The sequence below is a fragment of the Providencia sp. PROV201 genome (assembly GCF_028479545.1).
Lineage (GTDB): Bacteria > Pseudomonadota > Gammaproteobacteria > Enterobacterales > Enterobacteriaceae > Providencia > Providencia huaxiensis.
Genome location: NZ_JAMPNW010000016.1, coordinates 17,746 through 36,586 on the forward strand (window position 1 = coordinate 17,746; position 18,841 = coordinate 36,586).

Sequence of the window (18,841 nt, forward strand, 5' to 3'; positions counted from 1 at the left end):
ACTTTTTAATTTTATCCGCACAAGCTATCTTCTTCGCACAAGTAATTTGTGATGAAGAGCGTTTCGCTCAGTCATTTTTATTCACTTTTATGGTTGTGGGAGATTGATGATAAGAAAAATCATGGCTAGGCCACTTGTTTTATTCATAATACTGACCAGCTTTTGATTTAAGTATTGCCACTATCTTTTTTTTCCAGGGTTGCATTGATTTTCGATACATTATGAACAACCGACCCAATGCCAAATCGTCAGGCAGGTTTCGAATATTTACTGTATTTTTGAGACCACTGTTACGAAGCCAGGGCTCAGGAACAATTGCAAGCATTGAGCTATTATTCAATGCAGGGATCACTTGTGAGTATTCAGGGCATTTAAATCCTATATTACGAGACATTCCCCTTCTATTTAGTTGTCTATCTAATTCATTTTCATCTTGCAACCAAGGTAAACAATATACGTGTTTGTATTTAACTAATTCCTCTAAACTAATTTCTGTGGAATTATTGAACTCCAGTTTTGCATCTTTCCCATATATTACAAGCAATTTACTTTCACCGATTGTTTCATATTTTAAGGATGACACTGGTTTTTGTTCACTTCCAACAGCGAACACCAAATCAATAGAACCATCTAGAACTTCATCTCGCCACGAACGCCTTTGGTAAGTTACGCATTCAATATAACAACCAGCTAATTCACTCTGCTCAGATAGTATTGGGGTAATAATGTCTATTAAAGCTGGGGGACAAACAACCTTAAATGTTCTAGAGCCGTCTATAGCCTCAGTGAAAAGGTCATCATTAAGGGATATAAATAATGGAACAAGTTTCTCTTTTAAACTCAAAGCAAAAGGTGTTGGAATTTGTTTATTATTTTCTCTTTTGAATAGGGGATCGCCAAGTGATGCTCTTAACCTGCTGAGTGCATGACTAACTGCTGAAGGAGAAATATGGAGTTTAGCTGCGGCTTCCTTTGTACTAGATGTTAAAAGAAGAGCATATAAAACTTTTAGAAGATTAAAGTCAAATTGATTAAGGTTCATTTTCTTTGTATTAAATTGAGCAGTATTCATTTTGTTTATACTATCATTTACCCTCAATTACAAACGAACCTGAGTTTTATGAAAAAAATAAAATTTATAGCATTGATTGGCTTACACGGCTTGCTTTTTCCTGCATCTATGAGTGCTGCATTGCATCCTGAACAGCCGCTCTCTGAAGTACCGCCAAAGAGTATTTTTTTAGAATGGGCAAAACCAATAGAGTCTTTTCAGATGGCTCCACAGGTATGGTACGTAGGAACTAATAATCTGACTTCAATACTGATAACAACAAATAAAGGTCATGTATTAATAGATGCTGGATTAAACGAAAGTGCGGAATTGATTAAAAATAATATTGAGAAACTTGGTTTTAAATTCAAGGATATTAAGTATATTTTGAATAGCCACGCAAGACTTGATCAAGCTGGTGGAATTGCATATTTAAAAAAAGTTAGTGGGGCCAAGGTTGTTTCTAATAGAATCAATGCAGCTCAATTAATATTGGGTGGCGCTGAGGATTTTGCATTAGGTGATAAATTATTATTTCCTCCTGTTGATGTTGATATTTACATAAATGACAGAGAAGAAATTGAGTTAGGTGGTGTTGTATTCACTTCTTTATTTACACCAGGCCACTTACCTGGTTCTAACTCTTGGCGCGTTAAATTAAATAATGGAGATAAATTGATATATGCAGATAGTTTAGCTACCCCGGGGTATTACTTGGTCAACAATCTAAATTACCCTGAAATAATAGAAGATTTACAATATAGTTATTATGTGTTGGCTAACCAAGAAGTCGATATATTTGTAGCCAGTAAAGGTGAGCGATTTGGTCTTAAAGATAAACTTGAATCTCTCAGGAATGGAAATGAAAAAGCATTTTACGATAAAGATGGTTTGGGTTTATATGTTGAAAAATCAAGAATGTCTTTAATTAGTCAACTTCAATAAGCATTAAAAAAAGGATATTAATGAACCGTAATTATATATTTCCTATTACTGGGATGTTTTTCTGTGCTTGCATATCTGCTAGTGAATTAAAAATAGGAGTAGGTGCTGGAGTGGTAACTCCTTATGAGGGGGCTAAAAAATATATACTAACTCCAGATGCTATGATTCAATACACTGAATTAACTGATGACTATGGGATATTCAGTATTGGAACAGAGGGGGCTAAATGGCAATATAATATATATGACAGTATTAATGTTGGGGTTATTGGAACTTACTTGCAAGGTAGAAAAGAGGAAATAGGGTTTTCTGGAAATAAAAATACTGATCTAAAAGGCATGGGGGATCTAAAAGGAGCTGTTGCAGCAGGCTTAGAGATTAGCTATGCTATAAACGAGCATTCTCTCTATATAAACTCTTTAACGGCTATTGGGCATAGAAATTATGGCGGGAAAAAAATCGATAATGCAACACGATATGAATTCGGTATTAATTCTAATTTTGAATTAAATAATGAGTGGTCGATTGATTCAAATGTTTCTATTAGATATGTGAATAAAAATTATAATCAAGCTTACTTTGGTGTTACCGAAGAGCAATCAATGAAAACAAGCTATTTACCTTATACGCCTAATAGTGGGTTTAAGGATGTAGGTGTACTGTTTGGAGTTAACTACAAATTGTTTGATGATTTATATTTGAACCTGAAATCTGGTGGGTATTATCTATTAGGTGATTCAGTAAATAGCCCAATAGTTAAACAGAAGTATGGATTAATAAATATGATTGGAATAACTTATTCATTTTAAATAACATGATAAAAAATAATCTAAAAATCATTGTGACGCTTTCTATATTTATACTATATGGGTGTGCAATAGGTCCTGGGAGGTATAAAGAAGGTGTTAATTATGATGACACTCAAAATGTATTGTCAAAATGTAAATACGATATCGGTATTGCACTCGTGAGCTATACTGATAGGCCTGAACTTATTGCTGAGTGCATGAGGTCTCAAGGATATAGATACAAAAATTATTCACACAATCATTAGTCATATAAATATATAATATGTGATGCTATATGATATAGCATCATTTTAGGATTATTATGATTTTGCCAATTAGTAGAGTGATCAGGGTTTTAAATGAAAGTAATTTCTATGAGTGTATCAACTATGACTTATATCCTAAGATAGGGATTGTATATGCAATTGCTAAAAATAAGTCGGAAATAAAAGTAACTATTTCATCATTGAATGAATTAGGGAATATATTAAGGGTAACTATACAATCAGACAAAAATTGGAATAGAAGATATCAATTTAAATCCTATTTTTGGGAGCATGATTTTTATCATAGCTTTGGCCCGGTTCTTGACGCAATAACACCTAAGTTTATAAAGGTAAAATTCATGAGAGTTAACATTATTAAATATTTAAAATTATAAATTATTTCATGTTTAGTCTTCGTTACCGTATTTTTATTTTCCGATAGAGAAAGCTTTATACTAATTAGCCTCCACAGGCGCTATCAATAGGTGGGCTTGAAAGCTTTCTTTAAACAATATCGAAACCTACTTAATTTATAGTAGGCTGTAACCACTCGGGGTGATCCTACCCGTAACTATACTCGCACAATGGGGTTCATATGGGGGGGCGAGTTGAATTTAGTTGAAATTGGGCGAGTGTTGACTTCAGAGAGATACAAAGCAAAAACCCGCCTTTTGGGCGGGTTCTTTGAATAAGTGGTGCCCGGACTCGGAATCGAACCAAGGACACGGGGATTTTCAATCCCCTGCTCTACCGACTGAGCTATCCGGGCAACGGAGCGTATTAAACCTGATTTCATTGGTTGAGTCAAGGCGCTTTCAATAAACTTTTGACTGTATGCGCTTTTTTTCAACATGTTAGCTAGTTTTTAATCGAAAAAACATAAAATCATTAAGGTTAATAACTGATGCCAGCCTTAAATCCGATTTTGGCTGGCATCCAATATTGGAAAAATTTTAACGTAAATAATTTTTCTGTGCTTTGTTCACTTTAATGAGGTAATTACGTGACTCAGCAGCTGGGTGCTTAGTGGACAAGGTTTCATACACTTCACCCGGTTCTAAATTGTTAATGCGCTGTGCGGCTTGTTTTTTATCGCTGTGGAAGACGCGTAGTACGCTACCAGCCCCGCCATTATATGCGGTAATAACAGCATAGCGGCGTGAGGTTTGGTTACGAATATCGCCTAAGTAGCTGTTTTGCAATATAGCTAAGTAAGCCGTACCCGTATCAATGTTTTTCTCTGGGTCAAATAAATAGTTACGGCTAGGAACACCGGATTTTCCTTGTGAGCGGAAAACATCTTTACCAGCTGTGTTTGGCATAATTTGCATTAAGCCAAGCGCATCAGAACGGCTAACCGCATAAGGGTTGAAACTCGACTCAATTTGCATAATCGCAAGGATTAAGGACTCATCTACGCCATATTTGGCCGAGGATTTCTTAATATAAGGTAAATATTTATGAGCCCGTTTATCTAAATGGTTTGGTACTAGTTGCATAGTTACGGACCAAACAATATTCATACCAGATTGGCGGCGCTGCATTTTATTTTCTATCAGATAATCAGCAAACTTTGTGGCTCGCCATTCCCAACGAATAGCTTCACCAGTGTTATCGAGCACTTGACCAAATAAAAAGGGTTCTTTGCTATGGGGAATATCATTGATATCAGAATAGAGGTCAATGGAATTGGGGTCGTCTCCCATTAATAAAGTGGTGACAATAGCTTTTTTTAAGTACTGTGAAGGTTCTACCGCTGAAATAGTCTCTACAGTAATGGTCCCTGCATCAAAATTAATATGGCTACGAGTTCGGTACTCATCGGTATATTTTACATAGTCTTTTGGACCAGCAATTAACACTTCTTTAATGCCCCAAATATTTTCAATATTGTGGGCAAATTGGCCCATTAAGATATTGAACCCATTAGTATCTTTGACATAATCCGGGTTAAAGTCAGGTTTTTGCTTGCTAGAACAAGAGACAATTAGAGGGATCAATAAACTCAGCGCAAATAGTTTTTTCATACGATTCACAGTCTTGGGGCAAAAGTCTACCTACTGAGTAGGTAGACAAACAGATTATTTTTCAGGTGTATAGCCATCAATATGGATGTCATGGCCTTCAAACAAGAACTTAATCATTTCTTGTTCTAACATTTTACGATCATCAGGGTTCATCGTATTGAGCTTCTTTTCATTAATGAGCATGGTCTGCTTTGTCATCCACTGACTCCACGCCTCTTTTGAAATCTCGTTAAAAATACGTTTTCCTAACTCACCTGGGTAAAGCTGAAAATCTTGCCCATCTGCATCACGTTGTAAAAATGTACAAAAAATGGTTCTACTCATTAATTTTTCCTCAAATATCAGGTAGTAAGGCGAGCTGTTTTAGTAAACTTTCAACTGGGGCTGCAAGGCCGATAGTTGCGCCTAGGTGTAAGTTATACCAGAGTCCTTTGCCTTCATCCATGGCAGAATTAAATGCCTGAATGTTAACTTTTACAGGGATAATATCTAAATGAAAATGGCTAAATGTGTGGCGGAAAGAAATTAATTGCTCTAATTGAGAATATTCTAAGCCTGATTCGGCCAGATAATCATTAAGTTGCTCTAAAGAGTCAAACTGTGGGAAGGCAAATAAGCCACCCCAAATGCCAGATGGTGGACGCTGTTCTAGCCACACATTATCGTCATGCTGCATAATCAAAAACCAAGCACTTCTCTCAGGGATTTTCTGCTTAGGTTTTTTGCCTGGGTAGTTTTGCCATGAATGATTGGCATAGGCTACGCAGCCAAAATTGAGGGGGCATAGTTCGCATTTTGGTTTACTGCGAGTACAGACCATAGCGCCTAAATCCATCATCGCTTGGTTAAAAAATTCAACTCCCACTTGTGGGGTGACATCAGTGCTGATTTCCCACAAACGGTTTTCGACTTCTTTTTTACCCGGCCAGCCATCAACCGCATAAGCGCGAGCTAATACGCGTTTAACATTACCATCGAGAATAGGGTAATGCTGTTTTTGCGATAATGATAAAATTGCCCCAGCAGTGGAGCGACCAACACCGGGCAGCGCTAAAACCTCATCAAATGTAGTGGGAAACGAGCCACCATATTGAGTTGCGACCACTTGAGCGGCTTTATGGAGGTTTCGAGCCCGAGCGTAATAGCCGAGCCCTGTCCATAAGTGTAAAACTTCATCAAGAGGTGCGTTGGCAAGAGCGGTAACATCCTCAAAGCGAGAAATAAACTTCTCAAAATAGGGGATTACAGTACTCACTTGGGTTTGTTGCAGCATAACTTCTGATAACCACACATGGTAGGACGATTTTTCCTGTTGCCATGGCAACGTTTTACGACCGTATTTGTGATACCAGTTGAGCACTGCAGATGAAAATTGTTGAGCTTCCATTAATAATTTTATTTTTTATTGATATTTCCAGTCATGATAGGAATTGCAACATAGACGAAGGGGGCTGTAAACCGCTATTGTGTTGTTTAGTGTAAAGTTAGCGAATTATCAACTGCATCCTTGTGGAAGTTTTGCTAAACTCCGGTATCCACCATGTTTCAAGGGTAAGGTTAGTTACTACAACTTGGGCATATAGGGCTATAGTTTGATGGGTTTGGTAATTCATCATCTTATCCACTTGATTGTTGGCACATTAACTTAATTGGGCACTCATTTTAGAACCTTTATTATGATCAATAATGTTATCTCCCCCGAATATAATGAAGATGGGCGGGTTATGCGCCGAGTCCGTAGTTTTGTCCGCCGTCAAGGGCGTCTGACAAAACGTCAGGAAGACGCATTAGAAAAAGAATGGGCAGAAAAAGGCATCGATTTTATCAATGAGCCTTTTGATTTTGCCAAAGTATTCAATAACTCAAATCCAGTGACTTTGGAAATTGGCTTTGGGATGGGCGCCTCATTGGTGACCATGGCATCTCAAAATGCAGATAAAAACTTTTTAGGCATTGAAGTTCATGCACCTGGTGTTGGCGCATGTTTAGCATCGGCAAAAGAAGAAAATATCACTAATTTACGGGTGATGTGCCATGATGCAATAGAAGTTTTAGACTGCATGATCCCAAATGGTAGCCTTGAAATGGTTCAGTTATTTTTCCCTGATCCATGGCATAAAGCGAAACACAATAAGCGTCGTATTGTGCAAGTTCCATTTGCAGAAAAAATTCGCAGCAAACTAGCTATTGGTGGTGTTTTCCATATGGCAACGGATTGGGAGCCTTATGCAGAGCACATGCTTGAAGTGATGACGAGTGTCGAAGGGTATAAAAACTTATCACCATCAGGTGATTACGTTCCTCGTCCGGAAACAAGACCAGAAACAAAATTTGAAAAGCGCGGCCAGCGGTTAGGGCACGGTGTATGGGATTTAATGTTTGAGAGGATCAAATAATGGCTAAACAACCACGTAGTCGTCGTTTACGTAAAAAATTACGCTTGGATGAGTTCCAAGAGTTAGGCTTTACCGTTAAGTGGAGCTTTAAAGAAGGCACGCCGATTGAGGAAGTTGACAGCACCGTTGACCAACTGATTGCAGAAGCGATTGAACCGAATGGTTTAGCGTTTGAAGCTAGTGGCTATATGAGCTGGGAAGGGATCGTTTGTCTGCAAAAAATTGGCAAATGTACCGAAGAGCACCGCCAAATTGTTGAAAATTGGCTAAAATCAAAAGGGATGAATGACGTCGTCGTTTCTGAGCTTTTTGATGTTTGGTGGGAATAATAATTTTATTGAGTAAATCTCAATAAATAAACTGATTTTTCAGTCGCTTGAAGAGGCATCCAAAAATTGGGTGCCTTTATTTTCTGTTGCAAATACTATCTGGAGTCAACGTTTTGAGCGCCATGTTTTCTAACCAGCTACTCAACGATATCCTAGACCAAGTTCGCCCACTGATTGGGCAAGGTTGTGTTGCAAATTATATTCCTGCTTTAGGTTGTGTGCCTTCCCATCATTTAGGCATTGCGGTATCCACAATCGATGGCGATATTTTTACCGCAGGGGATGCGTACCAACGCTTTTCAGTCCAATCTATTTCAAAAGTATTAAGCCTTACACTTGCAATGACACGTTATGAGGAAGAGGAAATTTGGAGCCGCGTAGGCAAAGAACCCTCAGGGCTACCCTTTAATTCGTTAATTCAAATTGAAATGGAAAAGGGGATCCCACGAAACCCGTTTATCAATGCGGGAGCCATTGTTATTGCGGATATGCTGCAATCACGCCTAAGCGCACCTAAACAGCGTATGTTGGAGTTTGTCCGAAAGCTATCTTGCGAACCTGATATCAGCTATGACACGGTTGTTGCTCGCTCAGAATTGGAACACGCCAGTCGTAATGCAGCCATTGCTTATCTTATGAAATCTTTTGGGAATTTTGAAAATGATGTTTTAACGGTTCTCGAAACTTATTTTCATTATTGTTCTCTAAGTATGAACTGTGTTGAATTAGCGAGATGTTTTTCCTATTTAACATCGCAAGGAATGTCATCTTGCTCCATTGACCCTATCATCACACCGCTACAATCAAGGCAAATCAATGCATTAATGATGACTTGTGGCATGTATGACGGCTCTGGTGAGTTTGCATTTCGGATAGGAATGCCCGGAAAGTCAGGCGTTGGCGGGGGGATTGTCTGCGTAGTACCAAACCAATTTACTGTCGCGGTTTGGTCACCTGAGCTAGACTCAGCGGGGAACTCTTTAGTCGGCTGTGCGGCTTTAGAGTTGCTATCGAAACGAATTGGGCGTTCTGTTTTTTAATTCATGCTCTACTAGGAGATTTTATGTTACGCCGTACATTAATTGCATTTTCACTCCTTGCTTGTGCGACGAGCCAAGCTGCAGATTATAACTGTTCTGTAACACCAAAGGATGACATCGTTATGACTCCTGAAAGTGTGCAAGTTATTGGTGCGAGTGGCGATTTAAAAATTACGCCAAATGGTGATATCACACTTAACGGTAAAAATATTGCTGCAACAGAGGCCCAAAAGCAGCAAGCTATTCGTTACCAAGCCGCTATTCGTCAGGACTTACCTTGGATAAAACAAGAATCAGAAAAAAAATTATCAACCTCAAGGGAAACGATAGACAAAGTTGTCGTTAAAGTGGTTGGTAGCGATAGCAATATCCGTAACCGGTTAACAAAATTAGAAAAAGAGCTTAATGGGCAAATCAATCAAATTATTGAGACTCGCCCTAGTGGTTATGTTTTTCACCATGAAGCCATGAAAACCGTTGAAACGAAAGGGCGCGAGCTAGTTAATGAAAGTTTAGGCGGCATTTTACAAGACAGCATCAACGAAATGGGGCGCAAGCAATTATTATCGGGTGGTGACGCCAGTAAAGCGCTACAAGGTGTGTTAGGGAACTTAGGTGGGTTACAACAAGAGCTTGAATCTGAATGGAAAAAACAAGAGAAAAGCTTCCAGCAATTTGGCCAACAAGTTTGTTCTAAAGTGACCTCAATCGAACAACAACGCGTCTCATTACTTAATTCAATCAAATAACCTTATGAGCAGTAATGTATTTTTTGTACATTACTGTTTTTTTATTTATCAATATTATCGTCATCATCAATTTGTGTGATATTAATTCCATTAATGGGAATGAAAATGAAATTGATTCTTATTTGATTGACATCTAAGCTGCTCACTTTACAATGCGGGTTTGGCTTAATGACTTAAATTGGGATCATTTAAATGAAAAAATTCATACCTGCTCTGCTTGTTTCTGTGTTGTCATTCTCTGCGCCTTTCGCTCTCAGCGCTGAATCTACCACTTTCACGCCAAATGCCGTGACAGCACAAGGTGTTGAAAAAGTGACGATCAAACACCTGTCAGGTGAAACTGAAGTCATGAAAAAACCACAAAAAGTGGTTCTGTTTGATTTCGGTGTTTATGACTCAATGCAAAAACTCGGCTTAGGTGACAAGGTTGTTGCACTACCAACAGGCAATGCTCCCGCTTATATAAAAGGCAGCATTCCTGCATCAATGGAAAATGCAGGTGGAATGAAACAACCTGATTTAGCCAAAATCGCGCAATTAAAACCTGACCTGATTGTGATCACAGGTCGTCAAGGTAAGTCTTATGATGAGTTATCAAAAATTGCACCAACCATTAATTTAGGTTCTGATAGCAAACACTATATTGATTCTGTGAAAGCCAATATTGGTGTGATTGGCGAACTTTATGGTAACCAAAAAGCGGTTGATGAGCAGTTGGTACAATTAGATAAAGTCATTGCAGACGCTCAGAAAAAAGCGGCTGATTCTAATAAGAAAGTATTAGTGCTGATGCATAACGACGGTAAATTAATTCCAAACAGCCAAGCCGTTGTTTACAACGTTGTGAAAGCGCAACGTTCTGAACTACCTGTTGATGAAAGTGCAGATAAAGCAAAACGCCGTGTAGTGGATACCAAAACTATTGCTCAAGCGGATCCTGACGTGATCCTGATTGTTGACCGTAGCGAAGCGATTGGAGCAGGTAAATTGGATAAAACGGTATTTGAAGATAGCAATATTCAAGAAACCAAAGCTTATAAAGATGGCAAAATTACTTACCTGCAATCTGACTTATGGTATTTGTCAGGTGGTGGTTTAGTCAGCTTAACTGAACAAGTTAATGCGGTAGTTAATGCACTGTAACTGATATCTGCCGCTGTCTTATTGATGGTGGCAATATGTATTACCTCAATTGTTATTCTTGTCTATTTCATTTTTACCTCTAAATAAAAAGCCCACTTTAATTTGAAGTGGGCTTTCATCTAATTTACAAGCGAAATGATTTATAAATGAACGGAATAATTGCTATTCTTCACCTAAAAATAACTCTAATAGGGAATTGAGAAACAATTTTCCATGCTCTGTGATCTGCCATTCATCCACAGTTTCTATGATATAACCTTTAGCTAAGGCTTCATCAATAGCCGCTCTAACTGTTGATTCTGGTAACCCTGTATATTGGGTAAATTCACTTCGAGGCATGGCTTCAAGTAAACGAAAACGGTTCATGAAATATTCAAATGGCCTATCGGAGGCGTCAACATCATAAGATTGATGCATGTATCGGCCTTCCATATAACCCCGAGGATGTTTTGTTTTTACGGTTCGTAAAATTTGGCCATCTTCAAAAGAAATTTTTCCATGAGCACCGCAACCGATGCCTAAATAGTCACCAAAGCGCCAGTAATTGAGGTTGTGTTGGCATTGGTAACCAGGTTTAGCATAGGCGGATGTTTCATATTGCTGATAACCTGCCGCACTTAATAATTTATGGCCTTCGGTGTAAATATCCCACAGCGTATCGTCATCGGGTAATACTGGAGGACGTGAGCCAAATTGGGTGTTGGGTTCAATGGTTAATTGGTACCAAGACAGGTGCGGAGGTGCAAGTTCAATGGCTTGGCGCAGGTCAGATAAACCTTCAACTTGAGTTTGCGCAGGTAACCCGTGCATTAAATCGAGGTTAAAGCTTCTTAAATTAAGATTAGTGGCCAACTGAGCCGCTCGTTTCGCTTCCTCAGCACCATGAATACGACCTAAAGTGATTAACTTGTCATTACCGAAACTTTGTACACCAATAGAAATACGGTTGATTCCTGCCGCTTGGTAACCTGCGAAACGCTCAGCTTCAACAGTGCCGGGGTTTGCTTCCATGGTGACTTCTGCGTGAGGGTCTAAATCAACTCGCTGACGTACGCCATCCATTAAAGCCTGCATTGACTCAGCACTTAATAAACTGGGCGTTCCACCCCCAATAAAAATGGTTTTTACCGAACGCCCAGCAACTAATTTTGCATCGATGTCTAAATCGGCCAATAAGTGCGCCACATATTCTTGCTGAGGGATTTCCCCTTTAAGTGTGTGTGAGTTGAAGTCACAATAAGGGCACTTTTGCACACACCAAGGGATATGGATATATAGGCTCAGCGGGGGTAATTTAAGCATTCTTTAGCGCATCCAACATCATTGTGAGTGCTCTTCCACGATGTGAAACGGCTTGTTTTTCTGCTTTAGTTAACTCTGCTGAGGTGCAACCTAATTCAGGAACATAAAATATTGGGTCATAACCGAAGCCGCCTTGGCCTTTGCGTTCATGAGTGATGACACCGTGCCAACGACCATGAAAAACCAATGGTGTCGGGTCTTCTGCATGGCGTAAATAGACTAGAACGCAGTTGAATTGAGCCTGGCGTTGGTCGTCAGGCACATTTTTCATAGCTTCGAGTAATTTTATCAGGTTTTGCTCATCGGTCGCATCTGCCCCCGCATAACGTGCGGAGTAAATCCCCGGCGCGCCACCAAGTGCATCAACGGAAATTCCTGAATCATCAGCAATTGCGGGTAACCCGGTTTGCGCTGCTGCATGGCGCGCTTTTAGGATCGCATTCTCAATAAAGGTTAAGCCCGTTTCTTCTGCAGATTCAACACCTAATGAGGTTTGTGCGACGATATCCATCCCAAAATCACGTAGTAGGTCAGCTAACTCATTCACTTTTCCGGGGTTACCGGTGGCTAAAACAACTTTTTGCATTATTTAAAACTCGTTTTTACATAATACCAATGGAATACATCATTGCAGTTAATGATGGGTCAATCATCAGTGAGATATCAACACGCAAATAATTCAGAGCAATTAAAATAAACATAACAATCATTGCGGAGAAATCTAACCCGCCCATCGCAGGGATGATACGGCGAATTGGCGCCATTAAAGGCTCTGTTAATTGGTACAATAAATAGTCTACAGGGTTACGGCCTTGGCTGACCCAGCTTAAAATTGCACGGATTAAAATCATCCAAAAAATTAATTTACCAGTATAGGTTAATAATAAAATCAGCCCCATAGGTAGAATGCTTACACCTAAAATTGGGAGCAAGTTAGTCGCCCACATACCAAAGATAATGGCTGCAATAGCTAAAATGAACGCAACAACGACAGATGCGGTATCTATCGCGCCAAAAGAAGGAATGACTCGGCGCAATGGTGCGACGATAGGTTGTGTTGCTTTAACGACAAATTTCGAAAAAGGGTTATAAAAATCTGCACGTACCCACTGCATCCATACGCGCAGTAGTAATACAAAAATATACAGTTGGATCAGGGTCGTAACGACAAATACTAAGGTCTGCATGGTGAATTCCGCGATTAATTTAAAAAAGTTTTTCCATTTCTTCAGCTCTATTTATTGCGCTTTGCATTGCATCGGCAACAATCTGCGGAAGATTTCCATTATAAAATTGCTCTAAAGCCATCGCGGTGGTACCGCCTTTAGAGGTGACTTGTTCACGTAGAGTCGAAAAAGCCGTGTCGTTTTGCGACTTAGCAAGCTCTACAGCCCCTTCAATCGCATGAAGAACGAGCTCTCGAGCTTGCTGTTTATCATAACCGAGTTGTTCTGCTTTTTGTTGCATCGCTTCCATAAATAGAAAGAAATAAGCAGGGGAGCTACCAGTAATGGCAATAATGCTATTGATTTCTTGCTCTTGTTGGCACCAAATCGTGGAGCCGACACTCTGCATCAGTTCTTGTGCAAATTGTTTGTCTTGCTCTGAAACCTTCCCTTGAGCAAATAGCCCACTAACGCCTTTCCCCACCAATGATGGCGTATTTGGCATGATGCGTACTAAATTCAACGGATGAGCGAAATAATCGTTATAGCGTTCAGCGGGGATCCCAGCAGCAATGGTGAGGATTAATTTTTGATCAAAATTAGCCGCATTTTGCAGTGGTTCACACACGTCTTTCATCATTTGCGGCTTAACGGCGAGGACAATCACATCCGCAGCTTTTACAGCAGCTAAGTTATCATCACTGCTAATGATGCCATATTGTTCAGCCAGTTTTTCTCGACGTACAGGCGTAGGAGAACACACTGTGATCATCGATGCAGGGTAGCCATGGTTAACCAGCCCAGCAATGATGGCGTGAGCCATATTTCCGGCGCCGATGAAGGCAATTTTACGATGTTGCATTCTGTTCTCCTATTTATTGGTGATATTGGCGCGCGCCAAAAATAGCGGTTCCTATGCGAACAAGTGTTGAACCGCAATGGATTGCTGCGCGCATGTCGTCAGTCATCCCCATTGAAAGCGTGTCAACCGTGGGATAAGTGGCTTGTAATTGCTTAAATGCGTCATTCATTTGATGAAACACAGCACATTGGCGCTCATAATCCGTTTCAGGTGCAGGAATTGTCATTAGCCCACGTAACACAAGGTTGGGCATAGTCGCGACTTGTGCAGCGAGCTCTGCCACTTCTTCTAGCGTTATACCCGATTTACTGTTTTCATCGCTGATATTAATTTGAATTAGCACATTGAGAGGAGCTTTTTCACTAGGGCGTTGGTCATTTAAGCGCTGGGCAATTTTCGCTCTGTCTAAGGTATGGAACCAATCAAAATGTTCAGCGACAAGGCGGCTTTTATTTGACTGTAACGGGCCAATAAAATGCCAAATAAGGTCATTTTTGTTCGAAAAATATTGAATTTTTTCAACACCTTCTTGAACATAATTTTCACCAAATTGGCGCTGACCTGCCTCAATGGCTTCTAAAATAGCTTCACAAGGTTTTGTTTTACTTACCGCGAGTAGCGTAATGTCTTGTGGTGAGCGCTGACACTCTGCGGCAGCATGCTCAATACGCGCGGTGACATCAGAGATATTATTTTGAATGGTCATTATTTTATTCAATATGGTTTATTCAATACTATTTTATTCATGTCATACATGAATAGCGACTGTTGACCATAGTGTAAAGCAAATTACATCAGAACGGCACCATTGCATGAGGTTAAGCTAAAAATAACCACGCAAAAGGCGCAATACTTATATCTGTTGCTCAAACCAGCTTTCAAGGATCACCACAGCAGAGGCTGAATCCACTTTGCCTTTACTTAGTGCTCGATAACCACCTTGTTCAAAAAGGCCAGCTTTTGCTTCAACAGTGGAAAGACGTTCATCGTGTAATTCGACTTTAACACCAAAACGGCCATGAATCCGATTTGCAAAATTACGGGCTTGGCTTGTAACAAGTTGCTCGGTACCATCCATATTAAGGGGAAGGCCGACAATAACCAACTGAGGTTGCCATTCTTTAAGTAACTTTTCGATTTGTTGCCAATCAGGACGGCCGTCACTGGCTTTTAGTGAGGTTAATGGCCGTGCAGTACCTGTAATTTCTTGCCCAACCGCTACACCGATACTTTTGGTTCCAAAATCAAAGGCTAACAATGTTCTTCCAGACATTAAGCATGCCCCGCTTGCATTGAAATTGTATGAATATCAATACCAATTAATTTAGCTGCTGCGGTCCAGCGTTCATGAATTGGTGTGTCAAAAATAAGCTGAGGAGACGCTTCGACAGTTAGCCAGCTATTTTCCATAATTTCCCGTTCAAGTTGGCCAGGTTCCCAACTTGCATAACCTAGTGCAACTAATGAGTTTGCGGGGGAATGTTCACTTCCTAACATCTCTAAGATATCTTTTGATGTCGTCACCATCACTTCATCATTTAAATGCAGGCTAGATAAAAAGCCTTTAACTGGAGTGTGTAAGATAAACCCATGCTCTTCTGCAACAGGGCCACCTGCGATAACAGGCTTTTTTAAATTACGATCATCAATTTTATCTGAAATCGTGATTTCGAGTTTTTTGAGCATCGTATCGACGGAAAAGTCATCAATAGGTTTGTTAATCACAATCCCCATCGCCCCTTTTTCGTTGTGCTCACACACATAAACGACCGATTGTTCAAAATAAGGGTCTGTTAAGGATGGCATGGCGATAAGAAAATGGTTTTGCAGATTCAAACTTAGACTCCAGCAAATTTAATCACAATTAATAGAATACAATAAAAGGCTAAATAATCGGTGGTAGAACAAACTGATGACGTTTACCGTGTAAAAACAATAAAAATCATCAGTAAAGATAAATCACCGCTATAAATTATTTATTGAGACGGCGTTCAATGGCATCCATTAACATACCGGTAATGGAGATATCAAATGCGGCTTCAATTTCCCGTGCACACGTTGGGCTGGTCACGTTAATTTCAGTTAAACGGTCACCGATGATATCAAGGCCAACAAATATTAAGCCTTTTTCTTTCAATGTTGGCGCAACAGCACGTGCGATGGCCCAGTCACTTTCAGTTAATGGACGCGCTTCACCACGGCCACCCGCAGCAAGGTTACCTCGGGTTTCGCCTTGAGCTGGAATTCGTGCTAAACAATACGGAACGGGTTCACCATCAACAACTAAGACACGCTTATCACCATCTTTAATTGCTGGCAGGAAGTTTTGTGCCATGCAGTAGCGGGAGCTATGTTCTGTTAGCGTTTCAATAATCACACCCACATTTGGGTCATCTTGCTTGAGGCGGAAAATCGAAGCGCCACCCATACCATCTAGTGGTTTAAAAATAACATCGCCATGTTTTTGGTGGAATTCTCTCAACTTTTGTGGGCTGCGAGTGACTAATGTGTCTGGTGTTAATTCAGCAAACCAAGCCGTGAAGAGTTTTTCATTACAGTCACGTAGGCTTTGCGGTTTATTCACAATTAAGGTGCCAGCTTGTTCCGCTCTTTCTAGAATATAAGTCGCATAGATAAATTCAGTATCAAAAGGTGGGTCTTTACGCATTAAAATGGCATCAAGAGAGCTCAGGGCAATATCTTGTTCTCCCTGAAATTCATACCATTTTTCTGGGTTTTCTTCGACCGTCACGATTTTAGTTTGTGCGCGAGCTTCACCTTGGTGTAAATACAGGTCATTCATTTCCATATAATGGATTTCGTAACCACGACGCTGAGCTTCCAACATCATTGCAAAACTGGTGTCTTTCTTGATTTTGATGGACGAAATAGGGTCCATCACTATACCGAGCTTGATCATTTTTTCTCCTTACCCCAGATCACCTAAGCGCACTTGCAGTGCTGTGATAGCGGTTAGCGCAGTCGTTTCTGTTCGTAATACTCGAGGCCCTAACAGTATATCGGTAAATTGATAATTTGCTGTCATGGCAATTTCGTCTGCTGATAAGCCACCTTCTGGGCCAATCAACAATCGTACTTTCTTCAGTTCAGTGGGTAACGTATTAATACTTTCTGTTGCTCGTGGGTGCAAATTAACTTTAAACGCATCGTCATTTTCCGCGCACCAGGCTTCCAGTGTCTGCACTGGGCGAATTTCTGGAATTCGGTTACGGCCACATTGTTCGCAGGCTGCAATCGCAATTTTTTGCCATTGCAGTAATTTTTTTTCCAGTCGTTCACCGTCTAAACGAACACCACAACGCTCTGATAATAAAGGTGTTATGGTGTTAACCCCGAGTTCAACAGATTTCTGTATGGTAAATTCCATTTTTTCCCCACGAGACATGACCTGTCCTAGGTGTAAATCGAGAGGAGATTCTCTATCGTCAATCTGGCTATTTTCAATGTGCACGAATACATTTTTTTTAGTAGCTTCAGTAATTTCAGCGCTAAAGATTTGATTGCTGCCATCAAAAAGTTCGAGTTTTTGGCCCGCAGTCATGCGTAGTACCCGACCTACATGGTTTGCAGCATCATCACCAAGAGAAATCGTTGTATTTATTTGAAGAGGCTCTGGGTGATAAATGCGTGGAACGCGCATAGTTTTTCCTTAGTACAGACAGGGTTAATAAATAATATAGCTTTGATGAATATGGGGGTTGAATTGTTAAACTCAAGCACTGCTACCTAGTTTATAACGAAATACTGGCCTTTTATAGTATGTCTGTGCCATAAGCGACATCTTAAACCGCAATGAAAGTGAGCTAGGTGATAATGATATTCGAATAAACCGATTATACCCTACGGAATTAAAGTGTTTGGAGTAGAGAAAATTCACAGTATATTTATTTTTATCTCCATAAAGGAATAAGGAGTTAATATGAAAGAGTTAATCTGTATTTTAATGTCATCGGTCATATCTATTATTTCGCCGTCGGATCAACTTACATTATCGTGTCAAAATGAAACTAACATTTATTTGATTGATTTTACTGTTGTTTTTATTTATTTTTCTATACTGTTAATATCGGTTTTCTCAACTAAAAAACTGCTAATCTATTTGCCTGTTATCTGTTTCGGTGAATCGAAAATTATTATAAAAAATACTATTCTGCTTCTAATATATAGTGCATTAATTTTTATAATATATTGCTCATCTAACAGTTTTCGTATGGTTTTATTTTTAGTGTTATATATTAATTTAATAATTCCATTATTTATCATTGATAATAAAATAGGTTATCTCCCTGATATCCTTACATACCCATTATTATGGTTGGGGCTGTTATATCAAATCCATTTGCCTAATGGGAATGTTGTTTCCGCTATTTATGCGGTGTTGCTCGGTTACTTAGTGATGCTAATGGTGGTGACATTGGTTGAGAAAAAAACGCATCAACCGCAAATGGGAAGAGGGGATTTTAAACTCGTTGCTGCTTGTTCGGCCTGGCTTGGGCTTTGGCAGTTACCTTACTTTTTGGGAGCCGCCGCAGGCGTGGGGTTATTACAGTACTGGGTAACCTATGGGGTATTGCCTAAAATATATCCAAAAAAGCAGCAAACAAGTCTAGCTTATTTGGAGAGATCACCTCGGGCGAAAATAGCTAAGAAAACGAAGAAAATCCCATTTGGACCCGCGTTAATTATTAGTGCTAGCGTATGGTTGTATCTATCAATAATTGAATAAAATGACAACCATACGCGCATTCAGGGAAGG

General features: G+C 39.7%; 22 protein-coding genes and 1 tRNA gene. 9 read left to right on the forward strand and 14 right to left on the reverse strand.

Annotated features, from left to right (window positions below; translation table 11 throughout):
- Positions 1 to 139: 139 nt before the first annotated feature.
- Positions 140 to 1,072: a LysR family transcriptional regulator gene (locus PR809_RS13600; RefSeq protein ID WP_241098800.1), complete on the reverse strand. Its 933-nt coding sequence runs from the start codon at positions 1,070 to 1,072 to the stop codon at positions 140 to 142.
- A gap of 108 nt (positions 1,073 to 1,180) precedes the next feature.
- Here PR809_RS13600 and PR809_RS13605 point away from each other — a divergent pair, with 108 nt between their 5' ends.
- The 3 genes from PR809_RS13605 to PR809_RS13615 all read left to right on the forward strand — a co-directional run bounded on the left by PR809_RS13605 (position 1,181) and on the right by PR809_RS13615 (position 3,445).
- A complete protein-coding gene (locus PR809_RS13605) occupies positions 1,181 to 1,996 on the forward strand; it encodes an HARLDQ motif MBL-fold protein (protein WP_206277000.1) in 816 nt (271 codons plus the stop codon).
- Positions 1,997 to 2,016: 20 nt separating this feature from the next.
- A complete protein-coding gene (locus PR809_RS13610; protein ID WP_206276997.1) occupies positions 2,017 to 2,805 on the forward strand; it encodes a MipA/OmpV family protein in 789 nt (262 codons plus the stop codon).
- Positions 2,806 to 3,106: 301 nt separating this feature from the next.
- Positions 3,107 to 3,445: a hypothetical protein gene (locus PR809_RS13615; protein ID WP_231068250.1), complete on the forward strand. Its 339-nt coding sequence runs from the start codon at positions 3,107 to 3,109 to the stop codon at positions 3,443 to 3,445.
- Positions 3,446 to 3,743: 298 nt separating this feature from the next.
- Here the strand turns inward: PR809_RS13615 and PR809_RS13620 are convergent.
- From PR809_RS13620 to mutY, 4 genes are all read right to left on the reverse strand, one after another.
- Positions 3,744 to 3,819, reverse strand: a tRNA-Phe gene (locus PR809_RS13620).
- 184 nt (positions 3,820 to 4,003) lie between these two features.
- Complete coding sequence (gene mltC / locus PR809_RS13625) at positions 4,004 to 5,077, reverse strand: membrane-bound lytic murein transglycosylase MltC (RefSeq protein WP_102139777.1); 1,074 nt, start codon at positions 5,075 to 5,077, stop codon at positions 4,004 to 4,006.
- 54 nt (positions 5,078 to 5,131) lie between these two features.
- Positions 5,132 to 5,401 (reverse strand): oxidative damage protection protein, encoded by a 270-nt coding sequence (locus PR809_RS13630; protein WP_004264665.1) that lies wholly within the window; start codon positions 5,399 to 5,401, stop codon positions 5,132 to 5,134.
- Positions 5,402 to 5,411: 10 nt separating this feature from the next.
- Entirely contained in the window at positions 5,412 to 6,464 is a 1,053-nt protein-coding gene (gene mutY, locus PR809_RS13635) for an A/G-specific adenine glycosylase (protein ID WP_102139776.1), read from the reverse strand.
- A 289-nt stretch (positions 6,465 to 6,753) separates the two neighbouring features.
- On the opposite strand from mutY, the gene trmB reads away from it, so the two are divergent.
- The 5 genes from trmB to PR809_RS13660 all read left to right on the forward strand — a co-directional run bounded on the left by trmB (position 6,754) and on the right by PR809_RS13660 (position 10,734).
- A complete protein-coding gene (gene trmB, locus PR809_RS13640) occupies positions 6,754 to 7,473 on the forward strand; it encodes a tRNA (guanosine(46)-N7)-methyltransferase TrmB (protein WP_166267759.1) in 720 nt (239 codons plus the stop codon).
- On the forward strand, positions 7,473 to 7,802 hold the full coding sequence (locus PR809_RS13645; RefSeq protein WP_004914167.1) for a YggL family protein: 330 nt from the start codon (positions 7,473 to 7,475) through the stop codon (positions 7,800 to 7,802). The genes trmB and PR809_RS13645 overlap by 1 nt, the downstream gene beginning before the upstream one ends.
- A gap of 113 nt (positions 7,803 to 7,915) precedes the next feature.
- Positions 7,916 to 8,842 carry a glutaminase B gene (gene glsB / locus PR809_RS13650; RefSeq protein ID WP_102139774.1) on the forward strand — a complete coding sequence of 309 codons (927 nt, stop codon included), beginning with the start codon at positions 7,916 to 7,918 and terminating at the stop codon, positions 8,840 to 8,842.
- A 23-nt stretch (positions 8,843 to 8,865) separates the two neighbouring features.
- Positions 8,866 to 9,591 (forward strand): DUF2884 domain-containing protein, encoded by a 726-nt coding sequence (locus tag PR809_RS13655; RefSeq protein ID WP_102139773.1) that lies wholly within the window; start codon positions 8,866 to 8,868, stop codon positions 9,589 to 9,591.
- 192 nt (positions 9,592 to 9,783) lie between these two features.
- On the forward strand, positions 9,784 to 10,734 hold the full coding sequence (locus PR809_RS13660; protein ID WP_102139772.1) for a siderophore ABC transporter substrate-binding protein: 951 nt from the start codon (positions 9,784 to 9,786) through the stop codon (positions 10,732 to 10,734).
- Positions 10,735 to 10,896: 162 nt separating this feature from the next.
- Here the strand turns inward: PR809_RS13660 and hemW are convergent, their stop codons facing one another.
- The 9 genes from hemW to rsmE form a co-directional block, all read right to left on the reverse strand.
- Entirely contained in the window at positions 10,897 to 12,036 is a 1,140-nt protein-coding gene (gene hemW, locus PR809_RS13665; RefSeq protein WP_206276699.1) for a radical SAM family heme chaperone HemW, read from the reverse strand.
- The gene (gene rdgB / locus PR809_RS13670) at positions 12,029 to 12,622 is read right to left on the reverse strand and encodes an RdgB/HAM1 family non-canonical purine NTP pyrophosphatase (protein ID WP_102139770.1); all 594 of its coding nucleotides are present in this window, start codon (positions 12,620 to 12,622) and stop codon (positions 12,029 to 12,031) included. Before rdgB ends, hemW begins: the two co-directional genes overlap by 8 nt.
- A gap of 16 nt (positions 12,623 to 12,638) precedes the next feature.
- Positions 12,639 to 13,223, reverse strand: a complete 585-nt coding sequence (locus tag PR809_RS13675; RefSeq protein WP_102139769.1) for a YggT family protein — start codon at positions 13,221 to 13,223, stop codon at positions 12,639 to 12,641.
- Between the two features lie 19 nt (positions 13,224 to 13,242).
- On the reverse strand, positions 13,243 to 14,064 hold the full coding sequence (gene proC / locus PR809_RS13680) for a pyrroline-5-carboxylate reductase (RefSeq protein ID WP_102139768.1): 822 nt from the start codon (positions 14,062 to 14,064) through the stop codon (positions 13,243 to 13,245).
- A 13-nt stretch (positions 14,065 to 14,077) separates the two neighbouring features.
- Positions 14,078 to 14,770 (reverse strand): YggS family pyridoxal phosphate-dependent enzyme, encoded by a 693-nt coding sequence (locus PR809_RS13685; RefSeq protein ID WP_241098740.1) that lies wholly within the window; start codon positions 14,768 to 14,770, stop codon positions 14,078 to 14,080.
- A 147-nt stretch (positions 14,771 to 14,917) separates the two neighbouring features.
- Positions 14,918 to 15,337, reverse strand: a complete 420-nt coding sequence (ruvX, locus tag PR809_RS13690) for a Holliday junction resolvase RuvX (protein ID WP_102139766.1) — start codon at positions 15,335 to 15,337, stop codon at positions 14,918 to 14,920.
- A complete protein-coding gene (locus PR809_RS13695) occupies positions 15,337 to 15,900 on the reverse strand; it encodes a YqgE/AlgH family protein (RefSeq protein ID WP_102139765.1) in 564 nt (187 codons plus the stop codon). Before PR809_RS13695 ends, ruvX begins: the two co-directional genes overlap by 1 nt.
- Positions 15,901 to 16,036: 136 nt before the next feature.
- Positions 16,037 to 16,984 (reverse strand): glutathione synthase, encoded by a 948-nt coding sequence (gene gshB / locus PR809_RS13700; protein ID WP_102139764.1) that lies wholly within the window; start codon positions 16,982 to 16,984, stop codon positions 16,037 to 16,039.
- 9 nt (positions 16,985 to 16,993) lie between these two features.
- Positions 16,994 to 17,725 (reverse strand): 16S rRNA (uracil(1498)-N(3))-methyltransferase, encoded by a 732-nt coding sequence (gene rsmE, locus PR809_RS13705; RefSeq protein ID WP_206276698.1) that lies wholly within the window; start codon positions 17,723 to 17,725, stop codon positions 16,994 to 16,996.
- A gap of 279 nt (positions 17,726 to 18,004) precedes the next feature.
- On the opposite strand from rsmE, the gene PR809_RS13710 reads away from it, so the two are divergent.
- Positions 18,005 to 18,811, forward strand: a complete 807-nt coding sequence (locus tag PR809_RS13710) for a prepilin peptidase (protein WP_241098739.1) — start codon at positions 18,005 to 18,007, stop codon at positions 18,809 to 18,811.
- The last annotated feature ends 30 nt before the right edge of the window (positions 18,812 to 18,841 follow it).